A 25550-nucleotide genomic window follows, 5' to 3' on the forward strand; every position below is an offset into this window, starting at 1 on the left:
GTGCAAACCGGCCCGCTGCCGTGGAACGCGCTGCCAGAGTGTGATCGGTAGGCAATTGGTAGCTAAAACCGGTGGGCTAGAATTCGGCTCGAACTTTTGGAGTGTGACTATTCCGAGCCGGGCAACCGTGAAAGAAATCTGCGAACTGATCTTGCGCCAATTGGGCTATCCCATCTCACCTACATCTAGGCGCAACCCAGATTATCTGATCGGCCTTGTGCGCAGTCGATTGAAAGATCGGGACGTCGCCGCCCTTCAGCTCGATGAGGTACAGGACAGCGGTCGGTACACGACCAACAACACCATGAAGCAGATCACGTCGAACTTTCGGAATTTGATGCAGGACGATGATTGGCCAGTTAGCTTGATCGTCACCGGAACCATGGAGGCAAAGGCCATTATCAATGACAACGACACGTTTTTGAGGCGGCTTGAGCCAATCGAAGTTCTGCCCATGGAGTTCAGCGAAGAAGGAGTTGCTCTGAAGACAGCGGGCAAGGAGTTGCTGAAGAAGGCTGGAGTACTCGATGATGGTCTGTTGGATGAGGATGAGTTCATTCGGATTCTGATGCACGCATCCGCACAGCGGTTTGGCATTGCCATCGAAATCTTGATTTCTGCGATCAGCAGCGCCGGGATGTCGAAGCCAAAAACCATTTCCTTCGAACACTTTGCGAAAAGCTATTACGAAAGGATGAACTGCGATGATGCACTTAATCCCTTCCTCAGTCGTGATTGGCAAAGCATTGATACGACGATTGCGATGGACAGGCACATCAAAGAATCAAGGCAGACCCGCAGGAAACCTCGGCAGAGATAACCCGCCAGGATCAAAGATATTCAAGCCGCTCAGAGATGAGCGGCTTTTTTCTTGAGAAAATCGAAGAAAACGAACGGTTTGGGAATGTCGTAAGACGGAATTTAGATGTCGCGGAGACGAAACAGAGAATGTCGCACCCAAAATATTATCTTGGTATAACAATGAAGTGTTATTTTTTGGGAACGGACTTTGGATGTCGAACGTCAATTTCGATGAACACGTCAGGCCGCAATGCGGGCTGTTTCTTCGCGGTTGTTGGGTGAGGTATGAAGGGCTGGACGAGGGGGTCATGCCAGCCCTTCTAAGGGGTCACAGAGTGGTAGTGTGTGTTCCTTAACCAAACATTAACCTGATTCACCATGTTCCGAAATTGGGGGATTCCCGTAGGACGGCCAATGCGCGGATTTCAGCGTGTGAGTTGCAGCTGGCAGATCGGGATCCGGGGTCATAACGCGAATTCTTCAGGATGATTTGGGGCCTGAGCCGTAAAAGCGCCAAGGTTGTGAAAAAAATATTGCAACCGGTTGCAAATAGAATCATTGTTGCGCGCAACAACAAGATTCGGGAGATCTGTATGTTGAACGTCGGATTGTTGGGTGCCGGGCGCATCGGGCGTGTTCATGCGCAGGCGATTGCATCGCATCCGGGCAGCAAACTCATTGCTGTTTCCGATGCCTTGCCCGAGGCCGCGGCCAGCCTTGCCAGCGATCATGCGGCCGAGGCGCGCAGTTCCGAAGAGATCATTGCGGATCCGGAAATCGGCGCGGTTCTGATTGCAACTCCAACAGATACGCATTCTGACCTGATTGAAGTAGCCACAGGTGCAGGAAAAGCCGTTCTGTGTGAAAAGCCCGTTGATTTGGACCTGAAGCGCGCCACGGAATGTCTCAATTCGGTCTCGGAACGCGGCAAGCCGGTCATGATAGGGTTCAATCGGCGATTTGATCCCAATTTTGCGACCTTGAAGGCGGGGTTGGATGCGGGTGAGATTGGCAAGGCAGAGCTCCTGTCGATCACATCTTTTGACCCGGCGCCACCACCGGTCAGCTACGTAAAGGTGTCTGGCGGCTTGTTTCGGGACATGATGATCCATGATTTTGACATGGCGAACTTCCTGATGGGGGGCGTTCCCGAAACAATCTCGGCGGTTGGGTCTTCGCTTGTGGATGCTGAAATCGGCGCCGCGGGGGATGTGGATACAGCGGCAGTTACAATGACTTACGCGGATGGCCGCATCGCGGTCATCAAGAATTCGCGGCGCGCGGCCTATGGCTATGACCAGCGGGTCGAACTGCTGGGCTCCCAGGGGTTGCTACAGGCTCAGAACATGCTGGAAAACACTGTCGTCAAGTCAACGGCGGACGGTGTCGTGGGTGCCAAGCCTACCTATTTCTTCCTGGAACGCTACATGCCTGCATACCGCGTGGAATGGGCCGCATTTGTCGACGCTGTTGAAAGTGGATCCGAAGTTCCGGTCACGCTGAAGGACGGTGTTGCAGCGCTGGCGATGGCCGAGGCCGCAACCCTGTCGGCGCGGGCAGGAAAACCGGTTCGGATGGAAGAAATTTTGAAACCGGTTGCAAAATGATCGAAATTCTTCAAACTAACATCAGCTCGGCCCAGCGCCGCAGCCACTGAGATTCGGCACAGCCGGATGATCGGGGCTGGTACCCCGACAGAAGATCAGACTGAACCATTGGGAGGAAACTGAAATGAAGAAATTCGTTAAAGGCGCGCTTGCTGCGGGGGCACTGGCCTTGGCCACACCTGCATTTGCGCAGGAAATCGTCGTCGTGTCGCATGGCCAGGCCAATGACGCATTCTGGAACGTCGTGAAAAACGGTGTTGAGCAGGCCGGAAAGGATGTCGGTGTGAACGTGGAATATCGTGCACCTGAAACCTTTGACATGGTGGCCATGTCGCAGCTGATCGACGCCGCCGTGAACCAGGAGCCCGACGGGCTGATCGTCTCGATCCCGGATGCGGATGCGCTTGGCCCCTCGATCGAACGTGCGGTTGCCGCCGGTATCCCGGTGATCTCGATCAACTCGGGCGCGGAAGTGGCCAAGGAACTGGGCGCTCTGCTGCATGTGGGTCAGGACGAATATGATGCGGGCAAGGCGGCTGGTGAAAAGCTGGCCTCGATGGGTGGAACCAATGCGATCTGTGTCAACCACGAGGTCGGCAACGTGTCACTTGACCTGCGCTGTGAAGGCTTCACCGAAGGGTTTGGCGGTAAAGTAACCGTTCTGCCGACCTCGAACGATCCGTCCGAGATCGAGTCCAAGGTTGCTGCCGCTCTGGCCTCTGACGAAAGCGTCGATACCGTTATGGCGCTGGGCGCAAGCTCGGCCGGCGAGCCTTCGGTCGCCGCGGCCAAAGCCTCGGGGCGGGATTTGAATGTTGCCTCGTTCGACCTGTCGGCCAACTTCCTCCAGTCAATCGTGGATGGTGACGCGGCCTTTGCCATTGACCAGCAGCAGTATCTTCAGGGCTACCTGTCGGTGAACTTCATGGGTCTGCACGCCAAATACGGCCTGATGCCGGGCGGCGACGTGCCTTCGGGTCCGAACCTGATCACTCAGGACAAGGCCGCACAGGTCATCGAACTGTCCGCGCAAGGTATCCGCTGATTTCGGCGCGGCTCGACAAACAACAGGATCGGCGCCAACGCGCCGGTCTCACCGAATTGGGAGGAAACCATGAGTGAATCAGCGCCCGTCCTGTCGGACGAAAGGGTCAAGAAAGAACCATTCCTGACCAAACTGATGAAAAGACCCGAGCTGGGCGCCATTGCAGGTGCGGTTCTGGTATTCGTGTTCTTTGCGATCACCGCAGATGAATCGATGTTCACTCTGGCCGGTGTCATGAACTTCATGACTCCTGCGGCACAGTTGGGTATCCTGGCGATCGGTGCGGCACTGCTGATGATCGGTGGAGAGTTCGACCTGTCGATCGGATCGATGGTCGCGTTCTCGGGGCTGTTTTTCGGCGTCTGCGTCGTGACCTGGCAATTGCCGCTGATCTTTGCCATCCCGATGACATTCGTATTTGCGGCCTGTGTCGGTGCGATTAACGGCAATATCGTGATCCGTTCTGGCCTGCCTTCGTTCATTGTAACCCTGGCGTTTCTGTTCATCCTTCGTGGCCTGTCACTGGTGGGTCTGAAAATGGCGACAGGCGGTTCGACCCAGCTGCGCGGTGTGCGCGACGCGGTCGAAAACGACTGGCTGGCCCCCTTCTTTTCGGGCGAAGCATTCGGCAGCCTGTTCGCATGGCTGGCCGCCAACGGCATGATCGATACGTTCAAAAGCGGCGCGCCCAAGGTCCCGGGTATTCCGGTCGAAATCCTGTGGTTCATCGTCATTACACTGGCGGCGACCTACGTGCTGCTGCGTACCCCGGTGGGGAACTGGATTTTCGCCTCTGGTGGTGACAGCACGGCTGCATCCAATTCGGGTGTTCCGGTGAACCGCGTCAAGGTTTCACTGTTCATGCTGACGGCGTGCTGTGCCGCCCTTGTGGCGATCATTACCGTCATGGACGCAGGCTCGACCGATGCGCGGCGGGGGTTCCAGAAAGAATTCGAGGCGATCATTGCTGCGGTGATCGGCGGCTGCCTGCTGACCGGCGGATACGGCTCGGCCATCGGGGCTTTCTTCGGCTCGATCATCTTTGGAATGGTCGTCATCGGACTGACCTATACCGACTTTGATCAGGATTGGTTCCAGGTCTTCCTGGGTGCCATGCTGTTGATTGCCGTTCTGTTCAACAACGCGATCCGCAAGCGCGTAACCGGGGAGCGCTGATATGACCGAAGACACCAAGTTCCACCATGGCGATGCCGTCGATGATCAGGCGCCCATCGTTCAGATGAAAGACATCGAAAAGCACTTTGGCAATATCATCGCGCTTGCTGGCGTCAGCTTTGACGTCAAGCCCGGGGAATGCCATTGCCTGCTGGGCGACAACGGCGCGGGTAAGTCCACCTTCATCAAGACCATGTCCGGGGTGCACAAACCCACCAAGGGCGAGATTTTGTTCGAAGGTCAGCCGTTGCATTTCGACACGCCGCGCGATGCAATGGAAGCGGGCATCGCGACCGTGTTTCAGGATCTTGCGATGATCCCGCTGATGAGCGTGACGCGCAATTTCTTCATGGGGCGCGAACCCACCAAGGGCAAAGGGTTGCTCAAGCGGTTCGATGTGGATCATGCAAACGAAGTCTGCATGGAAGAGATGCGCAAGATGGGCATCAATCTGCGCGCACCGGATCAGGCGGTTGGGACATTGTCCGGCGGCGAACGTCAGACGGTGGCCATCGCGCGGGCGGTGTATTTCGGCGCCAAGATCCTGATCCTCGACGAACCGACCTCGGCGCTTGGTGTGCGTCAGACGTCGAATGTTCTTGCTACGATCGACCGGGTGCGCAGCCAGGGTGTCGGCGTGGTTTTCATCAGCCACAACGTGCGCCATGCGCTGGCGGTGGGCGATCGTTTTACCGTACTGAACCGCGGCAAAACTCTGGGCACTGCCAAACGCGGTGAAATCACACCCGAAGAGTTGCAGGACCTGATGGCCGGCGGTCAGGAAATGGCCGAGCTTGAGGGATCGCTGGGCGGTACTGTCTAAAGCAAAACACTCGGATGCCCCCAAGGGGGCATCCATCGGGCGGTGGCACCTGACGCCACTCTGATTTCAGGCTCTGGCAAAAGGCCTGACACCTTCGCAAATGAGAAAACCCGCGGACCGCCGATGGCGGATCCGAGTTGAAAGGGATCATGATGAGCAAAACAGTCCGATTGACCGCGGCGCAGGCTCTGGTGCGCTATCTCGGGGCGCAGATGAACGAGGCCGGAGAGCCGTTCATCGCAGGTGTTTGGGCGATCTTCGGCCATGGCAACGTGGCAGGTCTGGGCGAGGCGCTGCATGGGGTGAAAGACAGTCTTCCCACTTATCGCGGTCACAACGAACAGACCATGGCACACAGCGCGATTGCTTATGCCAAGCAGTTGGGTCGGCGGCGCGCCATGGCGGTGACATCGTCGATCGGACCGGGGGCCACCAACATGGTCACGGCCGCTGCTCTGGCCCACGTGAACCGTCTGCCTGTTTTGTTGCTGCCTGGCGATGTATTTGCGACGCGCGGCCCTGATCCGGTTTTGCAGCAACCCGAAGTGTTCTCGGATGGAACCATCAGTGCGAATGATTGTTTCAGACCGGTCAGCCGGTATTTCGACCGCATCACCCGCCCGGAACATCTGCTGACGGCTCTGCCGCGCGCCTTCCGCACGATGACGGACCCGGCGGATTGCGGCCCGGCGACGCTGGCCTTTTGTCAGGATGTGCAGGCCGAAGCATATGACTATCCCGAAAGCTTCTTTGAGGCGCGCGTCTGGTATCAGCGCCGCATTCGCCCGGATGAGGGGGAACTGGCGCGCGCCGTTACCGCGATCAAGGCCGCCAAGCGTCCCGTTATCGTTGCCGGCGGAGGTGTGCATTATTCGGACGCAACCGCCACGTTGCAGCGTTTTGCCGAGGCACACAACGTCCCCGTGGCCGAGACACAGGCCGGCAAGTCCGCATTGGCCTGGGATCATCCGCTCAACCTTGGTCCTGTTGGTGTGACCGGGGGCGAACCTGCCAACGACATTTGCGCAAAGGCGGATCTTGTGCTGGGCGTCGGCACTCGTTTTCAGGATTTCACTACCGGGTCATGGGGTTTGTTCGCGAACCCCGAGCGAGAGTTGATCAGCCTGAACACCGCCGCCTACGACGCCGAAAAGCACGGAGCGATGCCGTTGCAGGCCGACGCTCGGGTTGGTCTGAGCGAACTCAGCGAAGCGCTGGGCGGCCATCGCGCGCCGGATCTGCCCGCGACATTGAAATCTGATTGGTTCGGCAAAGTTGATGCGCTGACGGATGCCCCCACCGACAGCAATGCACTGCCCACGGATATGCAGGTGATCGGTGCCGTGCAGCGGGCCGCCAAGGAAAACACTGTTGCGATGTGCGCGGCTGGAACGATGCCGGGTGAGCTGCACAAGCTTTGGAAGGCACCACGCCCCGGAGCCTATCACATGGAATATGGCTTCAGCTGCATGGGCTACGAGATCGCCGGTGCCATGGGTATAAAGATGGCCCAGCCCGACCGCGACGTGGTTTGCTTTACCGGTGACGGCACTTATATGATGGCCAACTCGGAAATGGCGACGGCGGCGATGATGGGGATTTCGTTCACCGTTGTTGTCACGGACAACCGCGGGTTTGGGTGCATCAACCGTCTGCAAATGGGGACAGGCGGGGCCGAGTTCAACAACCTTCTCGACCACACTGTGCACGAGACAAAATCAGCCATCGATTTTGCCGCCCATGCGGCAGCGATGGGGGCGACTTCGGTCAAGGTCAGTTCGATTGCCGAGCTCGAAGACGCGCTGGCCAAACGCGATGAGGTCAAAGGCCCCTATGTCGTGGTGATCGACACCGATCCCTATCCATCGACCGAATATGGCGGAACCTGGTGGGAAGTGGCGGTGCCCGAGGTCAGCACCCGCCCCGAAGTGAATGAAAAACGCGCGGCCTATGAAGCCGCCATCAAGGAAAGAAACACGAAATGAGCGTGAAGATCGGCATCTCTCCGATTGCCTGGCAGAATGACGACCTGCCGGACCTGACCGCAGCTTACACGATGGAGCAGGCGCTGAAAGAAGCGCGCGAGATCGGTTATACTGGTGTCGAACGCGGCCAGAGGATGCCCGCCGACACCGAAGGGTTGCGGGCCTATCTGGACGCAAATGACATCGCGCTGTGTGGGGGGTGGTGCTCGGGCAGCACGCTGGTCAACGACCTGCACGCCGAGATCGCCGTGGTGCGTGAACAGGTCGAACAATTCGTTGCGCTGAACAGCCCGTGCATCGTCTATGCCGAATGTTCCAATACCGTCCAGGGACAGATCGGAACGCCTGTCAATGATCGCCCCAAACTTTCGAGGGACGAGGTTCTGGCCTATGCGGGCAAACTGACCGAACTTGCCAAGTGGATGGCGGATCAGGGCATGCCCATGGCCTATCACCATCACATGGGCACGATCATCGAAAGCGAAGATGAGGTGAACTGGCTGATGGAGGGGTCAGGCCCCGAATTGAGCCTGTGTTTCGATACGGGCCATCTGCTGTTTGGTGGCGGCGATGTGATGGCCACGCTGAACCGTTGGGGCGATCGGGTGCATCATGTGCATTTCAAGGATATCCGCCCTGAAATCGTACAGGACACGCGTGAGAACAATCGCAGTTTTCTGGATGCGGTGATCGCGGGCGCGTTCACCGTGCCGGGTGACGGTTGCATAGACTTTCAGGCCGTGGCCAATGCGCTGAAAGCAATGGATTACAACGGCTGGATCGTGGTCGAGGCAGAGCAGGACCCGGCCAAGGCGCCGCCCTATGAGTACTCGAAAATGGGCTATGACCACATCGTCGAGGTCTGCGGCAAGGCCGGGCTGAAGATCACCTCATAGATCACCACCACAACTGGGCAACACCGAAGCCATCAGAGAGGAGCACGTCATGGTACAACAGGACCTTGGATATGTCGGCTATTTCGACCGGGAATCCTGTGATCTGGATGAATTCAAGGTGTTGACCTCTCAGACTCTTTCCGCCGAGACGGTGCCTTTTGCCGCCTCGGTCGAAAAGAACGTGCCCGTCTATGATATGCAGGCACTGAGCCCCGGTTTGGAACGGCCTGATACGCGCAGGGCCTTGCTGGCAGAATGGGGCCGGGTGCTGGGCAAATCCGCCGGTGTGATCGCCCTGAAAGGGGCGTATCCCGACACGTCGATCATTGATCGGGCGACGGATGTGTTTCGTGAAATCATCGAAGAAGAACGCCAGGGTGGCGCCGGTGAAGGCGATCACTTTGCCGCCTCGGGCGCGAATGACCGGGTGTGGAACGCGCTGCAAAAGCAATGCCTGCGCGACCCCGAGGGCTTTGCGCTCTATTTCGGGAACACGGCGGTTGCGGCGGCATGTGAAGCGTGGCTTGGCCCGAACTATCAGGTGACTGCTCAGATCAATCAGGTGCGCCCCGGTGGCAAGGCGCAACAGGCGCATCGGGATTATCACCTTGGGTTTCAAAGCGCCGAAAGCGCGGCCAGGTATCCCGCACAGGCTCATCTGGTGACGGCCTCGCTGACCCTGCAAGGGGCGGTTGCGCATTGTGACATGCCGGTGGAAAGCGGGCCGACCAAGTTGTTGCCGTTCTCGCAGCTCTACCCGCCGGGCTATCTGGCGTTCCACGATGAAGCACACCGGGCGCATTTCGAAGACAGCTGTATCCAGTTGCCATTGGAAAAGGGTGACGCGGTGTTCTTCAATCCGGCGCTGTTCCATGCGGCGGGCGCGAACAGCAGCGCCGACATCAATCGCATGGCAAACCTGCTGCAAATCTCATCCGCCTTCGGGCGCGCGATGGAGTCGGTGGATCGGCGGGCGATGTCCGAGGCGGTATTCCCATCTTTGATTGCTCTGAAACAACGGGGGGATCTGACGGTAGCAGAACTGGACGCAGTCATAGCGGCCGCGGCAGAGGGCTATCCCTTCCCGACCAATCTGGACACGGACCCCCCGGTCGGGGGCAATGCGCCGGAAAGCCAGGCAGATATTCTGCGTCGCGCGGTTGCGGAAGGATGGACCGAGGCGCGGCTGGCCCAGTCCCTATCGGCCCGGAACCAAAGGCAAGCTGCCTGAATTCAACACAGGCGGGCACTCGGGGGCCGCCCAAGAAGGAGAACAAGAATGGCAGACCTGCTGAAGAAACCGGTCGGAACCTGCGGCAAGGTACATGACATCACTCCGTCAAGCGCTGGATGGAAATACGTGGGCTTTGGGCTTTATCATCTAAAGGCCGGGGATCGCGCAAACGAAGTGACCGCGGATCGTGAAGTCATTCTGGTGATGGTCGAAGGCAAGGCGCGGATCACCGGGGCCAGGCAGGATTGGGGCGTTCTGGGTGACCGGATGAGTGTATTCGAAAAAACACCGCCGCATTGCCTGTATCTGCCCAACGGAACCGAGTGGGAGGCCGTGGCGGAAACCGACTGCGTTGTGGCCATCTGTTCGGCGCCGGGTAAGGGCGGTCATACGGCGCGTCGGATTGGACCTGATGGCATAACCCTGACCGAACGCGGCAAAGGGGTAAATACGCGATACATCAACAATATCGCCATGGAGAATGAGGACTACGCAGACAGCCTGCTGGTGACCGAGGTGTTCACGCCGAACGGCCACTGGTCCTCCTATCCCAGCCACCGCCACGACGAGGATGACTATCCCCGCATCACCTATCTGGAAGAGACCTACTACCACCGCCTGAACCCGTCGAACGGGTTTGGGATCCAGCGGGTTTACACCGATGACGGCCAGTTGGATGAGACGATGGCGGTATCCGATGGCGACGTTGTCACTGTCCCGCGTGGCCATCACCCTTGCGGTGCGCCCTATGGGTTCGAGATGTACTATCTGAACGTTATGGCCGGACCGCTGCGGAAATGGCGGTTCGTGCCGGCCCCCGAGGTCGAATGGATCATGGAGCGTGACGGATGAGCCATACTTTCGCCAATTACCCAAGCCTTGCAGGTAAGACGGTTTTCATCACCGGAGGCGCCGGCGGAATTGGCGCGGAAACCGTTCGGGCTTTTGCCGAACAGGGGGCAAAGGTTGGGTTTTTGGACCTCAACGCCGATGCCGGGTTTGCTTTGCTTTCCGAGCTGGACGGAGAGCATGCATTCGCCCAATGCGATCTGCGCAACATTGACGAGATGAACGCCGCAATAGGGCAATTGGTGGAAGAGCTGGGCGACGCGGATGTGCTGGTAAACAACGCGGCCCGGGATGACCGGCACGACTGGCGTGACGTCACGCCCGACTATTGGGATGAGCGCATGGCGACCAATATCCGCCACATGTTCTTTGCCATTCAGTCGGTGGCACCCGGAATGATCGCCAAGGGTGCAGGTTCGATCAACAATATCGGGTCGAATTCGTGGTGGGAGGCCGGGGCGGGTTTCCCTGCCTATGCCACCGCCAAATCCGCTGTGCATGGACTGACCCGCACCATGGCGCGCGAGCTGGGCGATCATCGTATCCGCGTCAACACGGTCGTGCCCGGCTGGATCATGACCCAGCGCCAGAAAGACCTGTGGGTCACCCCCGAGGCTCTGGCCAAGCAAGTGGATCGTCAGTGTCTGCCCGACCCGATTGACCCGGTCTATGTGGCGCGGATGGTGCTGTTTCTGGCCTCGGACGATGCAGCCATGTGCAGTGCCGGGAACTTCATGGTCGAAGGCGGGTCGATCTGAGCCCACACATTCCGAAAGGTGGTTCGATGACTCAACCGTTCGAACTGGCAGCTTGCGCCGAGATGCTGTGGCTGGACAGGCCGATGATTTGGCGTGTCGCCCGGCTGGCCGAGATGGGGTTCGGCGTCGGGCTGTGGAACTGGCCGGAGCTCGATATTCCCAGGCTGGTCGCAACCGGTGCCAGTTTCACCATCATGAACGGCTATCTTCAGGGGCGGCTGGCCGACGATGACGGGGCCGAGATGCTGCTGGCCTCGGCGGCCGAAACAATTCAGGTCGGCAAGCGTCTGGGCGTTGCGCGTCTGAATCTGCACGGCACCGGGTTGGGTGATGGTGGCATACCGATCTGGCAACATGACGAGGTCACAGGGCCGATGTGGCTCAAGGCCAGGGACACCCTGAACCAGATCTGTGATCTGGCCCAGGCCGAAGATGTGGTGTTCACGCTTGAAAACCTGAACCTGCTGGACCATCCCGGCTGCCCGTTCGGGTCAACGGCGGACGTGCTCGCCTTGGTTTCGTCGGTTGATCGTCCGCAGTTGCGGATCAATCTCGACCTCTACCATACCCAGATCGGCGAGGGGGATCTGATCCGCTGGTGTGAAAAATGCCTGCCCTGGATCGGAGAGGTGCAGGTGGCCGACAATCCCGGTCGGTGCGAGCCCGGAACCGGCGAGATCAACTATGCCGCCGTGGCGCGTGCGCTGAACGATCTGGGTTATCGTGGCCCTGTCGGGATGGAAGCCTTCGCCGCAGGCGACCCGGAAGACGCGCTAAACGCCTTCCGGTCGGCATTCACGCTCTGAGCGTCACCGCTGCGGTGGCGCACCAAAGGCGCGGATCACGGTGCGAGCGGCAGCCACGACCGGATCGTGGGTTTCCTTCAGGATCGTCACCCGGTCGAACCGGTCGGGGTCGCGGTTCACGGCCGCGCGCAGGGCGGTGCCGAAGGCCATGCGCAGCTCGGTCCCGATGTTGAACTTACAGATCGCGGTTTCACGCGCCAGCCGCGCGCGCTGTTCCACGGGCACGCCCGATCCGCCATGGATCACCAGCGGCACGTTGGTCACGGCCTGAATCCGGCGGATGCGGTCCTCGTCCAGACCACCTTCCTTGTTCTGCTGAAGGTGGACGTTTCCGACCGAGATCGCCATCGCATCCACGCCGGTCTGGGTGGCGAAGGTCGCTGCCTCGTCCGGGTCGGTCCCGGCCGAGCCTTCACCACCGGAATAGCCCACAAAGCCGATCTCGCCCTCGCACGAGATCCCGGCGGCATGGGCCATTTCGGCAATCGCGGCGGTTTCGTCGATATTCTGCTGCAAGGGCTTGCGCGATCCGTCGAACATCAGCGAGGTAAACCCGCTGTCCAGCGCGATCTTGCACTCTTCGAACGTATATCCGTGGTCCAGATGCGCCACGACGGGCACCGAGGCGTTTTCGGCGAGATACCGGAACATCTTGCCCAGAACGGGCAGCGGCGTGTGCTCGCGGCAGCTGGGTCCGGCTTGCAGGATCACCGGGGCGTTCTCGGCCTCGGCCGCGGCGACATAGGCGCGCATGTCCTCCCAGCCCAGCGTCACCAGGCCGCCGACAGCATAGCCCTGTTCATAGGCCGGTTGCAGGACGTCTTTGAGCGTAGCGAGGGTCATTTGAACTTGGCGATCATGTCTTTGATGCCCGGGATCGTCTCGATCTGATAGGCATGGGTGGGTTGGAAATACTGCACCAGCGATCGTTGGGTCAGCCCGCCGAGGATGGTGAAGTAATACATCTCGTATCCCGGCAGAACGCAGCAGGGGTGATAGCCCTTGTCGATACAGATCGTCGAGCCATCGACGATGTGATAGGCATCGCCCGACTCATTGTCCTCGCGCTGCAACATCTGTAGGCCCGAGCCCCAGTTGGGCTTGAAGCGGAAATTGTAGGTTTCGTCATGCCGGGTCTCGTCCGGCAGGCGGTTGGTGTCGTGCTTGTGGCTGGGAAAGCCCGACCAGCCGCCCTGACCCACGGTGAACAGCTCACTCACCAGCAGGCGGCCGACCTTGTCATGCTGTTTCTGGCCCAGGATATGCTTGATCTTGCGATGGGTCTTGGTGTCGTCGCTGCCATATTGCACCAGGTCATGCTCGCGCACGTCGAACGGGTCCAGCACCTTGTCGTATTTGGCGCCGGCCACGAACACCTCGGCCGTGTCCGAGACGCAGACCATCTGCGCCCTGGCCCCCGACGGGACATAGGCGCCTTCGGGCTCGCCATCCCAGACATCTTCGCCGCGGTTGCCAAGATGGGCAAAGCGCACGCCCTCGACCTCCACGTCGACGCTGCCGGTGGCGGGCACGATGCAGGTCTCGTAACCCGGGACCTTGTATTCGAAGGCCTCGCCCTTTTTCAGTTTGACGATGTTGAAATAGTTCAGCGGAACCGTTGGATCATCGGCGTCTACGATGGGTTTGTTCTGATTGTCATAGGGCGCGATATGCATGGTACTCTCCTATGTGGTCGGGCCGGGATGCGAAGCGAGAAACGCGTCCAGTTCTGGTGTCGTTGGCATGGCGGGTGCGCAACCGGGATGCGACACCACGATCGACGCGCAGGCCGAACCGCGCATGACGGCGTCTTTCAGATCGTGCCCCGCCGCGATCGAGGCCAGCAGCCCGGCCATGAAACTGTCGCCGGCCCCGTTGGGTTTGACAGCCGTAACCGGGTAAATACCGGTTCGCAGCTCCTGCCCGTCCACAAAGGTGACAGCACCTTTTTCGCCCATCTTGTAGATGACGATCCGACCCGGCTTTTTGGCAAGTTCCTGCGCTTTGGCAAAACCCTTTTCGATGCCGCCGGCCATGAATCCGAACTCTTCGTCGTTGCCGACGATCAGGTTGCTGGCTTCGCCAGCCCGCGACAGAACTTCGGCAGCCACCTCGGCCGAGGGCCAGCTGTATGGGCGGTAATCGATGTCGAAGATGATCGGCAGGCCTGCGCTTCGGGCGTTCTCGAAGGCCCGGAATGTGGCGCTGCGCGACGGTTCGGACGCAAAGACCGTTCCAGCCGAGATGATTGCCGAAAAAGATGAATAATCGACCCTGTCCATATCCTCTTTGGTGACTTGGAAATCAACGGCCCCGTTGCGATAGATCACATTCTGAAAGTCGTCGATCCGGCTTTCGTACACGGCCAGAGACATGCGGTATTCGCCGCCCAGAACGCGGATATAGGATGTGTCCACACCGTAATGCCGCAACCGGTTCAGACAGAACCGCCCAATCGCATCGTCCGAGACGGACGTAATCAGCGACGCCTCGCTGCCCAACTTGACCAGCCCGGCACAAATATTGGCAGAAGAACCACCAAGGTCGGCATGAAACGTGCTGGCATCCTCGCTTTTGACGCCAATTGGGTCAGCGTACAGGTCCATGCCTGCGCGACCCAGAACGGCGAAGCGGTTTCCTTTGATACCATCCATCAAAGCGCTCAAGTTTTGTCCTCCGGCAGAATGGGTCGGCAAAGTTTGGACCTTGCGTTGAATCGATTCACACGATACTGATTTTGCAACCGGTTGCAAATGATATGTTCGGAGCCGTTGCAGATGCCTGAAATCGGAATTGGAATCGTCGGCGGCGGCTATATGGGCAAGGCCCATTCCGTGGCTATGTCAGCGGTCGGCGCGGTGTTCAACACGGCATTGCGACCCCGGCTCGAGGTCATCTGTGCGTCCAGCCCTGAAAGCGCAGAACGTTACAGGACAGCCTACGGATTTGACAAAGCGACCGATGATTGGCGGGTATTGGTTGAGGATCCTAGGGTCGAGGCAATTGTCATCGCCTCTCCTCAATCGACACATCGCCAGATTGCCGAAGCGGCGTTTGAATTGGGTAAACCGGTCTTGTGTGAAAAACCACTGGGCGCATCCCTTGACGACAGTCTGGCCATGGTTGCTGCTGCCGAAGCGTCTGGCGCGGTCAACATGGTGGGGTTCAACTATGTTCGTACACCTGCGACCCAATACGCCCGCCAGCTTATTACCAATGGTGAAATCGGGGATATCACCTGGTTCCGGGGGGAGCACACCGAGGATTTCTATGCCGACCCGCACGCCCCTGCCTCCTGGCGTACGACGGGTATGGCCAATGGCACCATCGGAGATCTGGCACCGCATATGGTCAACGGTGCATTGGCGCTGGTTGGTTCGATCGCGCAGGTGATGGCGGATGTTGAAACGGTTCACAAAACCCGACCGGGTGGTGAGGTGACAAATGACGACCATGCCCAGATGATGTGCCGTTTTGAAAACGGGGTTATGGGCAACCTGTATTTCAGTCGCGTCGCGACGGGGCGAAAAATGGGCTATGCTTATGAAATATCGGGAACAAAGGGCGCCATCCGGTTCGACCAGGAGGACCAGAACGCGCTGTGGCTGTATAAGCGGGAAGGGCCCGAAGCGTCCCGTGGGTTCACAAAAATCCTGACAAGCCCGGCGCATCCGGATTACGAGCCCTTCTGCCAAGGTCCGGGCCACGGAACAGGCTATCAGGACCAGATCATTATCGAGGCCAAGGATTTTCTTCAGGCCATCCACACCGGAAGAGCCGCTTGGCCCACCTTTCGCGACGGGCATGAGGTCAACCGGGTGCTTGCCGCCGCCTTGGCATCGTCAGAGCAACGGCAGTGGAAAGACATCCGCGATTTCTGATCGCTCAAACAAAAAAGTTCTAATGAGAGACGATGACCATGGCTAAGTTGAGATGGGGCATGATCGGTGGTGGTGAAGGCAGCCAGATTGGCCCCGCGCACCGCTTGGGGGCACAGGCTGACGGGCTGTTTGAATTTGCTGCTGGCGCGCTGGATCACCGGCCCGAAGCGGGCCGGGAATACGCGCAGCGATTGGGCGTTGCCGCCGATCGTGCCTATGGCGACTGGCAAGAAATGCTGGCGGGTGAGAAGGACCGTGAAGACCGGATCGATCTGGTGACAATCGCCACGCCGAATTCGACACATTTCGAGATCGCCAAGGCCTATCTTGAGGCGGGCTTCAATGTCTTGTGTGAAAAGCCGATGACCATGACTGTGGAAGAGGGTGAGGAAATTGTCCGCGTCGCCGAAGCATCGGGAAAGATCTGCGCGGTGAACTACTGCTATTCCGCCTATCCGATGGTGCGGCAGGCCCGCGCTATGGTGCGCTCGGGCGAAATTGGACAGGTGCGTCTTGTGGTGACCAATTTCAGCCACGGCCATCATGGGGATGCCACGGATGCGGACAATCCGCGCGTGCGCTGGCGCTATGACCCTGCGATGGCAGGGGTTTCCGGGCAGTTCGCCGATTGCGGTATCCACGCCCTGCATATGGCCAGTTTTATCTGTGATGACGAAGTGAAGACGCTTTCGGCTGATATGGCCTCAACGATCGCAAGCCGGGAACTGGAAGACGATGCAATGATCAACTTCCGTATGGAAGGCGGCACGGTCGGGCGTCTTTGGACATCTTCTGTGGCGATCGGGCGCCAGCATGGCTTTGACATACAGGTCTTTGGCGAAACCGGTGGGTTGCGCTGGGCGTCAGAGCAACCCAACCAGTTGATCTATACCCCAGTCGGTGGGCGCACCCAGATCATCGAAAAGGGCGAGGGGGGTCTGCATGATGAAGTGCAGCGCCTGTCTCGGGTCGCCATCGCGCACCCCGAGGGGTTTCCGCTGGCCGTAGCCAATATCTATTGCGATCTGGCGGATGCGATCCGCGGTGAAAGCCGGGATGGCCTGCCAAATGCGGCGGATGGCGTGCGATCGATTGCCGCCGTTCACGCGGCTGTTGCGTCGGGCAAAGCAGATGGCGCCTGGCAGGAGGCCCGCCCGCCGATGTTCCGCTGATCAGGGGCGGGGCCGCAACGTGCCCCGCTCGACCACCCGGCAGGGGAAGATCCGCGCTTCGGGGTAGCGGTCGGGCGTTTTCAGCATCTCTTCGACCAGATCGACGGACGAGGTGATGATCTGCTTGATCGGCTGATGGATGGTGGTCAGTTTGATGTATTCCCAGCGCGACATTTCCATGTCGTTCAGGCCGATGATCCCGATATCGGTGCCCGGTTTCAGCCCGTGATCAGCCAGCGCCGACAACGCCCCGATCGACAGGATGTCGTCGCCGCAGAAATAGGCCTGCGCCGGGTCACCGGCCAGCAGGCGCAGCATCTCGGCCCGGCCGGCCTCGAAGGAATAAGCCCCGGCGAAGGAGTGGTTGACCGGAATCTGCGCATGGTTGGCCATTTCTTCGATAAAGCCCCGCTGTCGGTCCAGGGACGAGGTCGCATCCTGCGGCCCGCCCAGATAGCCCACGCTGGCATAACCCCGCGCGACCAGCTCGCGCGCGGCCATGCGCCCACATTCCACATTGTCGATCCCGACCACATGCACCTCGGGCGAGGTGGCAGACCGGCCGAACGTGTGCACCACCGGTACGCCCGCATCGTGGAACGCTTTGGCAAAGCTGGGCGGCAAGGTCGACGAGGCGACGATCACCGCATCCACCGAATATTGCCGCAGCATGCGTACGGAATTGGCGGGCTCGGTCTCGTCCGTCAGGTTCACGATCAGCGGGCGCAGGCCGCGTTCCTGCAAGGCGCGTGTAAACTGGTCGAAGACTTCCAGAAAGATCGGGTTGTGAAAGTTGTTCGAAATCAACCCGATCAGTTTGGTGCGCCCGGTCGTCAGAGACGAAGCCAGAGCATTGGGGCTGTAGCCCAGCTCACGGGCCGCCTTTTCAACCTTGCTGCGCGTTTTTGCGGAAACCGAGGCACCTTCGGTAAAGGTGCGCGACACGGCAGAGCGTGAAACGCCGGCCAAGGCGGCCACGTCTTTCAGGGTTACACTCACGCTGCGGGACTCCGATAACAGCGAGGCAGGAAAGCAGGTAAGTTTGGCATTGCCCGAGCATTATGCATCATCGACCTGAACTTGCAACCGGTTGCAACGCCGCCACGTCGATTCAACCGTGTTTGAGCGTCGAAATTCAGAAGGTAAAAAGGTGGGTGAAGAGACACTCGAACTCCTGACATCTTCAGCATAACCGAAGCGCATTTTCCAATACGCAGATGCGCCCAAGCGCCGTCTTGCACTGCCGCCAAGCGCACAGGTTCCCAGAGATCCCTGGTGTTTTCAGCGATTTGAAGTTGCACAAACTGCGGATCGGTTCAAGGGCATATCCTTTCCTGCCGCTTTCAAGATCACATCCGATCGAGCCGCAACAGGCATGCGTGACGGCGCACGCGTTGCCGAAAGGGTCTTCGGGCAATTGCTTTTTCAACCCTTGGTTTTGATCCATGAACGAGGCGCAAATCATGGCCATCCCTTGGTGGACACACATGAGAGAGGCAGTGGAACGCCAACCCGCCCATTCGCAGCGCAGGTGCTATCCAAGGCGGAATTTGGTTGGCGTCACACCGGTCTGGCTTCGAAAAAACCGAGTGAAGTGGGACTTGTCGGAATAGCCAAGCATGAGGCCGATCTCGGCAACTGTCATTTTGCTTTCTCTGAGGTGCTCCTTGGCGACATCGACCCGCAGACGCCTTACCTCTCGGGGAAGTGTTGTCTGATGTTTCTGAAGTGCTTTCAGGAACCGCTCGGGCTGGATACCCAGCAATCCGGCCACAACCTCCGGCCCCAGCTCTGACTCATCCAGTTTTCCACGCAAGACAGACCGCAAAGCGGCCACCACGGTGACGTCTTCATTGTGTCGAATCGTGTCTGTCGGCGCTTCGGACTCCTCTGCCGCACGGTGTAGAAACAACCATTCCACGGGAAAACTGATCTGCATTCCGGGGTTGGGTCCAAGGCCGACTTCGATACCTTTGTAACCGCGTGGCAAGCCAAGAATGTATCTGCTTTCCCATCGCACCCGGGACGGATCCCACGCGTTTCCGACCACGCTTTGCAACAGGCGCACATAGATGGCAGCTCCAAACCCGGTAACCTGAACGGGCGGAACGGTTGGTTCTTGTTGCCGCGCGATCCGATAGATCGCTTTGTCTGCTTCCACGACAAGACTGTGCCGGACGGCGTTGGACTCTTGTGGAACAAGCCTTACGAACCGGGCAAAAAACTCGAACAGAGTGTTCGAGGATTGCAGCGACCGAGCGAATGGCGGCCATCCTTGCAGGTCAAATGTCTCTCCTACATTCAGGCCAAGGTATCGATCCCCTGACAACTCTGAGAAGGCATTCAACAGACCATAGACCAGTTCTGAGTGGACATAGACAGATGGGTCGGACAGCAGGTCGGCCTTCAAGCCGACCTGATCCAAGGCCGGTTGCGGATTGATCCTGCGGTCGGTGAGATATTGCAGAAAAGGGGCGGCCAGCGCGAGGCGGATAAAGCCTTCGCTATGCGCTTCAGAAGTGGAGCTGAGTGGCACGCCCGTCACCCTTGTTTAAACCAATGGTTTCGTTCAGTGGCCTTTTTTGCGGTCACATTCGCACATGTTAATCCAAAAGTGGCAACCCGCCCAAGAGTTTTCGGGCTACGTTCGGTAAAACGTGAATGTGAAGGGAAGACCTATGACCAACATGCGAATGTCCATTTGCCCGGCGGTAGTGGTCGCGGCAGTTTTTGGTTTTTCGGCGGCTGCGCAGGCTCAGGATCAAGAAGATCCTCAAACGCTGTTTACCAATGTGCACGTCTTTGATGGCGTGAATGAGCAACGTATCGAGAATGCAAATGTTCTGGTCGAGGGCAACCTGATCAAGACTGTTTCAACCGAAGCGGTGGACGCGCCAAACGCCGTTGTGATTGACGGCGGGGGGCGGACGTTGAGCCCGGGCTTTGTCGAGAACCATGCCCATTTGATGTTGATGGGGCCTACGCTGCCAGCGATGGAAGCCAACACAACATGGGAGGACTTCGCCATTCACGGTGCACGAATGGCTGAGATGTATCTCATGCAAGGTTTTACCACGGTCAGAGACGCCGGGGGGGCCAATGGTGGGTTGCGCAGGGCAATTGACTCGGGGCAAATCGATGGCCCCCGTTATTACCCGTCTGGCGCATTTATAGGAACGCGAGGTGGTCACGCTGACTTTGCGAATTTCACCGCGCCGCCGGGTTCAGAGACCAACATGAGCCGCCTAAACTTGGCGCAAGAGGTTAGCGGCGTCGATGACGTTTATAAATTCGCGCGTAACAATTTCCGCATGGGCGCAACGCAGTTGAAATTCATGCAATCCGGCGGTGTCGTTTCAGCCTTCGATCCATGGCAGTTGCTTGCTGGATCGCCCGAGGAAATTCGAGCCGCGGTACAGGTCGCCAATGAATATGGCAGCTATGTCATGGCGCATTCCTATCGTAAGGAGGCAATCCTTAGTGCGCTCGACGCAGGTGTGATGTCGATCGAACATGGCTTCTCGTTTGATTGTGACATTGCTCAAGTCATGAACGAAAAAGGTGCTTACATTACCACGAACCTGACAGCCTTCGATCCCGGATTGCTCGATATTCCGGCAGTGGCAAACGTTCCCTCGAGCCTTGCCAAAGCAAAATCGGCCTCGGCGACATTTGCAGGCTACATCGATAATATGAAAGAATGCCCGGTGAAGCGGGGCTTCCAGACTGACTGTGTTGGCTCAGTCGAAGCGTGCAATATTCAGATTGCCTACGAGAAACACCTGAACAATGAATTTTTTGGGCCCTATCAGTCGATGGTCACTTTGACGTCGATCGGTGGCGAGATCGTGGCGCTGTCCGGCGATTTCATGAACCCGTATACGGACGGAAAACTGGGTGTGATCGAGGAAGGGGCTTATGCGGATATCCTGCTGATCGACGGAAACCCTCTTGAAGACTTTTCCGTCGTTGGAACCGGGGATCAATGGTTTGGCGCCGACCCGAGGCCGGAAAGCCCGGAAACGATCCGACTGATTATGAAGGACGGTGTGATATACAAGAACACACTGGACTGACCCAAAAAACGGTTGGAGAGATTTGATGTTCCCTTGGTTTCGCGCCGCAGTTTTCGCTGGCTTGGTCCTGAGCGGTCATTCCGCAATGGCAACGCCCCATGCGACGCTTGACTGGTCTGACCTTCCAGACCCGTCGGTGCAGGTGTTCGATGACCCTTATCGTGATCTGAGCCCTGAACAGTTTGACGATGTGCTCTTCGTCGTGCGCTTGCGCGGCAGGTTGCAGCAGGATGTCGGCAGCGTTGAGGAAAGACAGAAATGGCAAGAGCTTCTGACCGAGACTGAAGACGCCTTGGCCGAGGGGGGCGTTGATGTCGACTGGCTGCTCGATCAGCGAGAGTATGTGAAAGAGCGGCGAAGAAAGGCAGGAACAAACGGAAATCCGCAACTCGATGGCCAGAGTGTTACGCTGACAGGCTTTGCCATTCCCGCGCCGAACGATCCGGACGGGCGAGCGGTTGCATATTTGGTGCCAGAACGCGGGATGTGCAGCCACATGCCCCCGCCTCCGCCCAACCAGATGATCCGGGTGCGGTTGAACGGCGACTGGGCCCCCAGTTACTTCCATGAACCCGTTCGGCTCACAGGTAGGCTGACGATTGAACCCTCGGTTCAGAACATGATGGTCGTGGATGGGCTTGTGCCGATGAATGCAACCTTCAAATTGGAGACGGACAGCGTTGAAACGCTGGAGACCAAGGCCGACGGTCTGGAATGGAGACAGCGTGCAGCCGATCGCGTCCGAGCTGCTGGCAATCGTAAAACTGGCGGCGCAAAGGCGTCGGAATGATAAGGCGCCTTGTTGCCGCATTGAGTATTGCCTTCGCGGGTACGGCGTCTGCGCAGGGGTTGTCCGGGCCTTCTTCGGTCGAGGCCGAGCTGAAACCTGGCGATGGCCTGACCGATCCGCAGTACCGTTCCGAATTTCCGCGCAACATCGCGCCGGGTTGGTTTCGGTGGAAAGACCGGCTGGCCGAGAGCGGATTTCGGTTCAACGTGGATTACCTGGCGTTGGGTCAATCCACGAACGCCGATTTGGGAACTGGTGAAGCCGCTAGTGGAATCGCTCGCGTCTACGGCAGTTGGCAGGCAACCGAGCGGGGTTCTTTGACATTCAAAATCGAAGATCGGCACGGATACACCGATGTTGCCCCGCAATTCCTTGGGCTGGACGGAGGCGCATTGTCGATCACAGGGACTGCCTTCAACGACAATGGTTTGTTGCTGACCAACCTGTTCTGGACCCAAAGGGCCGAGAACGGCGCGTGGGCGCTGCAAGTCGGCCAGATTGATGTGACGGACTTTGTGGATATCTATGGATTGGTCAGCCCCTACAGCGGGTTCCAAAACCTGTCGTTCAACACCAACCCGACAATCAACACACCCAACCAGGGAATTGGCATTGCCGGTGGGATAAAGCTGAGCGAAAACTTCTACGCCGTTGCCAGCGTTGCAGACGCAAACGCCGATCCGTCTGATCCAAGTCTTGACGTGTTCAGCGACGGCAATCTCTTCAAATCGTTTGAGATTGGCTACACTTCGGGCTTTGATCGCATCTATTTCGACAATGTCCATTTGACCCTCTGGCATGCAGATGCGGCCGACGATGGCAGCCGTGCAGAAGATTATGGCGCCGTGTTTTCCGCGGCTTGGTTTGTCGACAACAAATGGATGCCGTTCGTTCGGGCAGGGGCGTCGAAAGGCACGGCAGCGCTGTATGATCGTTCGGTTTCTGCCGGGCTGGGTTATTACGGTCGAAACACCGATCTGGCCGGTTTGGGTTTGAACTGGGCCGAAGCAAGAAACATCGACGGCGATCAGTTCACGCTGGAAGCATTCTATCGCTTTTCAATCTCACCCGGGCTGCAAATCACGCCGTCACTGCAGTTCATCTCCAATCCGCTGCTGAACCCCAATCAGGATAGTATCACATTGTTCAGCCTGCGAACCCGGATCGTTTTTTGATGCGGCTCGAAAGCAGCAACTCACCCGAAGCCAATTTGGGAGGCTCAGTCATGAAAACTTTGTTGGCCGCAAGCGCCATTGCAATCGTATCCGGTGCCGCGCTGCACGCGAGCGAGGAAAGCAAGACATGGGATGCGTCAGATGAGGCGAAGCAGTTTGTGAAGGACACAATCGTTCTTGGCATGTTGGCCAGCCCCTACGGCACCGGCTGGACTGAAGACGAACAGCTGCACACTTACTTCGCGCGCGCTCGGGACAACGGAATAACAGGTCATGAGATGACGCTGGCCGCAGCGGATATGTCCTTTGAGACTTTTCTTGATCAGCACTACCGCTTCCGGTCGGCGATGGCGCAACAGCCAGAGAATTACCTGATCGTGAATGAAACCCGCGATATCGAAGCCGCCCATATTCAAGGCAAGACGGCGGTCATCTGGAACAGCCAGACGGCGACGATTCTGGATGGCGACCTGAGGAAGATGGCGTTGCTCAAGGATGTGGGGATCAAGAGTATGATCCTGGCCTACAACGATATCTTCCGCACCGGGTCGGGGCAGTTGGCGGCCTATAACGGGCGCGATATCGGTCTGACCCCTTGGGGCAAGTCGGTGATCGATGAAATGGTGCGTTTCGGCATCCTTCTGGACCTGAGCCACACGGGCTCCAAAACGGCCAACGACGCCATGGACTACATGGACGAAAACTATCCCGGCGTGCCTTATGTCTACACGCATTCGGTTCCTGCCGGGCTTTACGCAAACGAACCCGGTGCGACGCCACGCGGGTGTTATCGGGCCATTCCCGATGACGAGGCCCTGCGAGCGGCCAAATCGGGTGGCTATGCTTCTCCGACATTCACTGAATGGATGATGGACGGCGTTTGGCCTGAAGATATCTCACCCAAGCAAGCCGCCGACATGATCGACTACTATGTTCAACTTGTTGGGGTCGACCACGTTGGGATCGCAACCGACGATATGTTCTCGACTGAATTGGTTGTGCAGTTCGCGACTGCAAACGCAAGCATGTATGATGATGGCGGCTATATGATCGACGCGTTCAACAAAGGGGCGACCGGCAACGGTGAGCTGGCCAAAATCCTTGCGGCAATCACCGATGATCTCTGGGCCAGGGGTTATTCCGATGAAGACCTCGAAAAGATCTATGGCGGCAACAAGATGCGGGTTTACGCGCAAGTCTGGGAGGGAAAGCCCCCCGAACAATTTCTGAAAGAATACCCCGAGCGTCTGCGTCTCAGACAGGAACTGCGAGAAGGGTTTTATTCGCGATAGACGTTCAGGACCCGCATCAATGATGATTGGCCCCGGATGCGGAACAGCGCAGGAATTTTTGGGGAAAGGCTGGTGGGTGATGAGAGACTCGCACTCCCATGCCTACCCAACAAAGAACCTATTTTATAGCGCTTTTTAGCCGCTGCCTTGATTGTGATGTACTCCTCCAATGTACCGAAGGTCAACACTCGTCGGCTGGCCAGCATCAACAATCAAAAGCGCGTAACCTGACTAGATGAGGCGCTTAGGTGCATTGTGTGGAATGGAATACAGTTCCGAACCTGCCTAAAAGTGACTTAAATGAGGGTATTTCCAAGTGTCTTTGTGGCTCGATATTTGCTACCAAGTGTCCATTGCGACAAGTTGCTACTTGGCTCTACTCATCAACAATTGTTAGTCTCATTTCGAAACCGTTTGAGAGTTTTCGCGTCAGTGCTTACTTTCAGGTTTCAAAAAGCTAAAAAACAAAAAATTGGATAGTGGAAAATGTTCAAGCGACTAGTTTTCGCCGGGGCATTTCTCGTGCTTTCAGGCTGCGCTGAGTCAATAATGCAATCATATGTCGGGCGAGATATTACAGACGTAATACTCGACTACGGTCAGCCAGATAACGTGGTCAAGCTCCCAGATGGACGTTTTGCGTTTCAGTGGAGCAACACGACGTCCTATACGGCACCAACGACAACAAATGTCTATGGCTATGGAAACAGCGCTACCGCCTACACGTACGGTGGTGGAACGACTTATTCGGAGTGCCTGTACACCTTATTCGCGAAACCAAATCCACAAGATAGCTTTACAGTGATCGGCTATAAAAAACCGACTTTGATGTGTGCATAGTTTAACCTGTATCGCTAGAGCGGGACTGCCAAAGTTAGAGACGGTCCCTTTTAGCTTTGTGGCACTCCCAAATGAAAAATGTGTAGATATGACGGGTCGCTTGTGTGGCTGACGCTTGAAGCGCGTTGGGCGGACGCAAGCCGGTGCTACGGCCAATCAAGTATCGGAAGTATCGGTGCAAAGGACAGTTTCTAGGCTCCAAACTCAGTGATTTACAGCCAGAATGGGACTGTAGCAGCGAGAGCGATGCCCGAAGATCTCCCTCTCAGCAAGCGCTCTCGCGGCAACCGTTCTGTCTTAGCTGTAAATCGATGAGCCGTGAGCCTAAGAAATTGCGCCTGCGC

At 57.8% G+C, this 25550-nt stretch carries 23 protein-coding genes; 18 read left to right on the forward strand and 5 right to left on the reverse strand.

The genetic code is table 11. The features are described 5' to 3' along the window. Positions 1-55 precede the first annotated feature (55 nt). The 11 genes from GS620_RS08960 to GS620_RS09010 all read left to right on the forward strand — a co-directional run bounded on the left by GS620_RS08960 (position 56) and on the right by GS620_RS09010 (position 11980). On the forward strand, positions 56-820 hold the full coding sequence (locus GS620_RS08960; RefSeq protein ID WP_171615382.1) for a TniB family NTP-binding protein: 765 nt from the start codon (positions 56-58) through the stop codon (positions 818-820). A 574-nt stretch (positions 821-1394) separates the two neighbouring features. Further along, positions 1395-2408 carry an inositol 2-dehydrogenase gene (iolG, locus tag GS620_RS08965; RefSeq protein WP_171615384.1) on the forward strand — a complete coding sequence of 338 codons (1014 nt, stop codon included), beginning with the start codon at positions 1395-1397 and terminating at the stop codon, positions 2406-2408. 124 nt (positions 2409-2532) lie between these two features. Then, positions 2533-3453 carry a sugar ABC transporter substrate-binding protein gene (locus GS620_RS08970; RefSeq protein WP_170347329.1) on the forward strand — a complete coding sequence of 307 codons (921 nt, stop codon included), beginning with the start codon at positions 2533-2535 and terminating at the stop codon, positions 3451-3453. Between the two features lie 69 nt (positions 3454-3522). Further along, positions 3523-4629 (forward strand): ABC transporter permease, encoded by a 1107-nt coding sequence (locus GS620_RS08975; protein WP_152459132.1) that lies wholly within the window; start codon positions 3523-3525, stop codon positions 4627-4629. A gap of 1 nt (position 4630) precedes the next feature. Next, positions 4631-5452 carry an ATP-binding cassette domain-containing protein gene (locus tag GS620_RS08980; protein WP_152459131.1) on the forward strand — a complete coding sequence of 274 codons (822 nt, stop codon included), beginning with the start codon at positions 4631-4633 and terminating at the stop codon, positions 5450-5452. A gap of 152 nt (positions 5453-5604) precedes the next feature. Continuing rightward, complete coding sequence (gene iolD / locus GS620_RS08985) at positions 5605-7437, forward strand: 3D-(3,5/4)-trihydroxycyclohexane-1,2-dione acylhydrolase (decyclizing) (protein WP_171615386.1); 1833 nt, start codon at positions 5605-5607, stop codon at positions 7435-7437. Continuing rightward, positions 7434-8333, forward strand: a complete 900-nt coding sequence (gene iolE, locus GS620_RS08990) for a myo-inosose-2 dehydratase (protein ID WP_171615388.1) — start codon at positions 7434-7436, stop codon at positions 8331-8333. The genes iolD and iolE overlap by 4 nt, the downstream gene beginning before the upstream one ends. 49 nt (positions 8334-8382) lie before the next feature. Continuing rightward, positions 8383-9564 carry a phytanoyl-CoA dioxygenase family protein gene (locus GS620_RS08995; protein WP_171615390.1) on the forward strand — a complete coding sequence of 394 codons (1182 nt, stop codon included), beginning with the start codon at positions 8383-8385 and terminating at the stop codon, positions 9562-9564. Between the two features lie 48 nt (positions 9565-9612). Continuing rightward, entirely contained in the window at positions 9613-10419 is an 807-nt protein-coding gene (gene iolB / locus GS620_RS09000) for a 5-deoxy-glucuronate isomerase (RefSeq protein ID WP_171169076.1), read from the forward strand. Further along, the gene (locus GS620_RS09005; protein ID WP_171615392.1) at positions 10416-11174 is read left to right on the forward strand and encodes an SDR family NAD(P)-dependent oxidoreductase; all 759 of its coding nucleotides are present in this window, start codon (positions 10416-10418) and stop codon (positions 11172-11174) included. The genes iolB and GS620_RS09005 overlap by 4 nt, the downstream gene beginning before the upstream one ends. 26 nt (positions 11175-11200) lie before the next feature. Beyond that, a complete protein-coding gene (locus GS620_RS09010; RefSeq protein WP_171615394.1) occupies positions 11201-11980 on the forward strand; it encodes a TIM barrel protein in 780 nt (259 codons plus the stop codon). Between the two features lie 3 nt (positions 11981-11983). On the opposite strand, the gene GS620_RS09015 is transcribed toward GS620_RS09010, so the two are convergent. From GS620_RS09015 to iolC, 3 genes are read right to left on the reverse strand one after another with little or no spacing between them, the layout of a single operon-like run. Continuing rightward, positions 11984-12823 carry a class II fructose-bisphosphate aldolase gene (locus tag GS620_RS09015; protein WP_171615396.1) on the reverse strand — a complete coding sequence of 280 codons (840 nt, stop codon included), beginning with the start codon at positions 12821-12823 and terminating at the stop codon, positions 11984-11986. Continuing rightward, on the reverse strand, positions 12820-13656 hold the full coding sequence (locus tag GS620_RS09020) for a 5-deoxy-glucuronate isomerase (RefSeq protein WP_171615398.1): 837 nt from the start codon (positions 13654-13656) through the stop codon (positions 12820-12822). The genes GS620_RS09015 and GS620_RS09020 overlap by 4 nt, the downstream gene beginning before the upstream one ends. A gap of 9 nt (positions 13657-13665) precedes the next feature. After that, the gene (gene iolC / locus GS620_RS09025; protein ID WP_171169311.1) at positions 13666-14634 is read right to left on the reverse strand and encodes a 5-dehydro-2-deoxygluconokinase; all 969 of its coding nucleotides are present in this window, start codon (positions 14632-14634) and stop codon (positions 13666-13668) included. Positions 14635-14757: 123 nt separating this feature from the next. On the opposite strand from iolC, the gene GS620_RS09030 reads away from it, so the two are divergent. Beyond that, positions 14758-15861 (forward strand): Gfo/Idh/MocA family protein, encoded by a 1104-nt coding sequence (locus GS620_RS09030; RefSeq protein ID WP_171615400.1) that lies wholly within the window; start codon positions 14758-14760, stop codon positions 15859-15861. Positions 15862-15899: 38 nt separating this feature from the next. Beyond that, complete coding sequence (locus tag GS620_RS09035) at positions 15900-17033, forward strand: Gfo/Idh/MocA family protein (RefSeq protein WP_171615402.1); 1134 nt, start codon at positions 15900-15902, stop codon at positions 17031-17033. On the opposite strand, the gene GS620_RS09040 is transcribed toward GS620_RS09035, so the two are convergent. Both GS620_RS09040 and GS620_RS09045 read right to left on the reverse strand, forming a co-directional pair. Then, a complete protein-coding gene (locus GS620_RS09040) occupies positions 17034-18032 on the reverse strand; it encodes a LacI family DNA-binding transcriptional regulator (RefSeq protein WP_171169069.1) in 999 nt (332 codons plus the stop codon). It abuts the gene before it with no gap. Positions 18033-18567: 535 nt separating this feature from the next. Continuing rightward, on the reverse strand, positions 18568-19569 hold the full coding sequence (locus GS620_RS09045; RefSeq protein ID WP_171615404.1) for an AraC family transcriptional regulator: 1002 nt from the start codon (positions 19567-19569) through the stop codon (positions 18568-18570). A 142-nt stretch (positions 19570-19711) separates the two neighbouring features. On the opposite strand from GS620_RS09045, the gene GS620_RS09050 reads away from it, so the two are divergent. From GS620_RS09050 to GS620_RS09070, 5 genes are all read left to right on the forward strand, one after another. Continuing rightward, positions 19712-21109, forward strand: a complete 1398-nt coding sequence (locus GS620_RS09050; RefSeq protein WP_171615406.1) for an amidohydrolase family protein — start codon at positions 19712-19714, stop codon at positions 21107-21109. A 25-nt stretch (positions 21110-21134) separates the two neighbouring features. Beyond that, complete coding sequence (locus GS620_RS09055) at positions 21135-21899, forward strand: DUF3299 domain-containing protein (protein WP_171615408.1); 765 nt, start codon at positions 21135-21137, stop codon at positions 21897-21899. Then, positions 21896-23074, forward strand: a complete 1179-nt coding sequence (locus GS620_RS09060; RefSeq protein ID WP_171615410.1) for a carbohydrate porin — start codon at positions 21896-21898, stop codon at positions 23072-23074. Before GS620_RS09055 ends, GS620_RS09060 begins: the two co-directional genes overlap by 4 nt. Positions 23075-23124: 50 nt before the next feature. Then, positions 23125-24366, forward strand: a complete 1242-nt coding sequence (locus tag GS620_RS09065; RefSeq protein ID WP_171615412.1) for a membrane dipeptidase — start codon at positions 23125-23127, stop codon at positions 24364-24366. A gap of 486 nt (positions 24367-24852) precedes the next feature. Further along, complete coding sequence (locus GS620_RS09070) at positions 24853-25206, forward strand: hypothetical protein (RefSeq protein WP_171615414.1); 354 nt, start codon at positions 24853-24855, stop codon at positions 25204-25206. The last annotated feature ends 344 nt before the right edge of the window (positions 25207-25550 follow it).

It is taken from the genome of Ruegeria sp. HKCCD6428 (genome assembly GCF_013110595.1).
Classification (GTDB): domain Bacteria; phylum Pseudomonadota; class Alphaproteobacteria; order Rhodobacterales; family Rhodobacteraceae; genus Ruegeria.

Excerpts from the sequence above, each read along its gene's own strand:
- iolG (WP_171615384.1), top strand. The coding sequence starts at position 1,395 with ATGTTGAACGTCGGATTGTTGGGTGCCGGGCGCATCGGGCGTGTTCAT.
- GS620_RS08970 (WP_170347329.1), top strand. The coding sequence starts at position 2,533 with ATGAAGAAATTCGTTAAAGGCGCGCTTGCTGCGGGGGCACTGGCCTTG.
- GS620_RS08975 (WP_152459132.1), top strand. The coding sequence starts at position 3,523 with ATGAGTGAATCAGCGCCCGTCCTGTCGGACGAAAGGGTCAAGAAAGAA.
- GS620_RS08980 (WP_152459131.1), top strand. The coding sequence starts at position 4,631 with ATGACCGAAGACACCAAGTTCCACCATGGCGATGCCGTCGATGATCAG.
- iolD (WP_171615386.1), top strand. The coding sequence starts at position 5,605 with ATGAGCAAAACAGTCCGATTGACCGCGGCGCAGGCTCTGGTGCGCTAT.
- iolE (WP_171615388.1), top strand. The coding sequence starts at position 7,434 with ATGAGCGTGAAGATCGGCATCTCTCCGATTGCCTGGCAGAATGACGAC.
- GS620_RS08995 (WP_171615390.1), top strand. The coding sequence starts at position 8,383 with ATGGTACAACAGGACCTTGGATATGTCGGCTATTTCGACCGGGAATCC.
- iolB (WP_171169076.1), top strand. The coding sequence starts at position 9,613 with ATGGCAGACCTGCTGAAGAAACCGGTCGGAACCTGCGGCAAGGTACAT.
- GS620_RS09005 (WP_171615392.1), top strand. The coding sequence starts at position 10,416 with ATGAGCCATACTTTCGCCAATTACCCAAGCCTTGCAGGTAAGACGGTT.
- GS620_RS09010 (WP_171615394.1), top strand. The coding sequence starts at position 11,201 with ATGACTCAACCGTTCGAACTGGCAGCTTGCGCCGAGATGCTGTGGCTG.
- GS620_RS09015 (WP_171615396.1), bottom strand. The coding sequence starts at position 12,823 with ATGACCCTCGCTACGCTCAAAGACGTCCTGCAACCGGCCTATGAACAG.
- GS620_RS09020 (WP_171615398.1), bottom strand. The coding sequence starts at position 13,656 with ATGCATATCGCGCCCTATGACAATCAGAACAAACCCATCGTAGACGCC.
- iolC (WP_171169311.1), bottom strand. The coding sequence starts at position 14,634 with ATGGATGGTATCAAAGGAAACCGCTTCGCCGTTCTGGGTCGCGCAGGC.
- GS620_RS09030 (WP_171615400.1), top strand. The coding sequence starts at position 14,758 with ATGCCTGAAATCGGAATTGGAATCGTCGGCGGCGGCTATATGGGCAAG.
- GS620_RS09035 (WP_171615402.1), top strand. The coding sequence starts at position 15,900 with ATGGCTAAGTTGAGATGGGGCATGATCGGTGGTGGTGAAGGCAGCCAG.
- GS620_RS09050 (WP_171615406.1), top strand. The coding sequence starts at position 19,712 with ATGACCAACATGCGAATGTCCATTTGCCCGGCGGTAGTGGTCGCGGCA.
- GS620_RS09055 (WP_171615408.1), top strand. The coding sequence starts at position 21,135 with ATGTTCCCTTGGTTTCGCGCCGCAGTTTTCGCTGGCTTGGTCCTGAGC.
- GS620_RS09060 (WP_171615410.1), top strand. The coding sequence starts at position 21,896 with ATGATAAGGCGCCTTGTTGCCGCATTGAGTATTGCCTTCGCGGGTACG.
- GS620_RS09065 (WP_171615412.1), top strand. The coding sequence starts at position 23,125 with ATGAAAACTTTGTTGGCCGCAAGCGCCATTGCAATCGTATCCGGTGCC.
- GS620_RS09070 (WP_171615414.1), top strand. The coding sequence starts at position 24,853 with ATGTTCAAGCGACTAGTTTTCGCCGGGGCATTTCTCGTGCTTTCAGGC.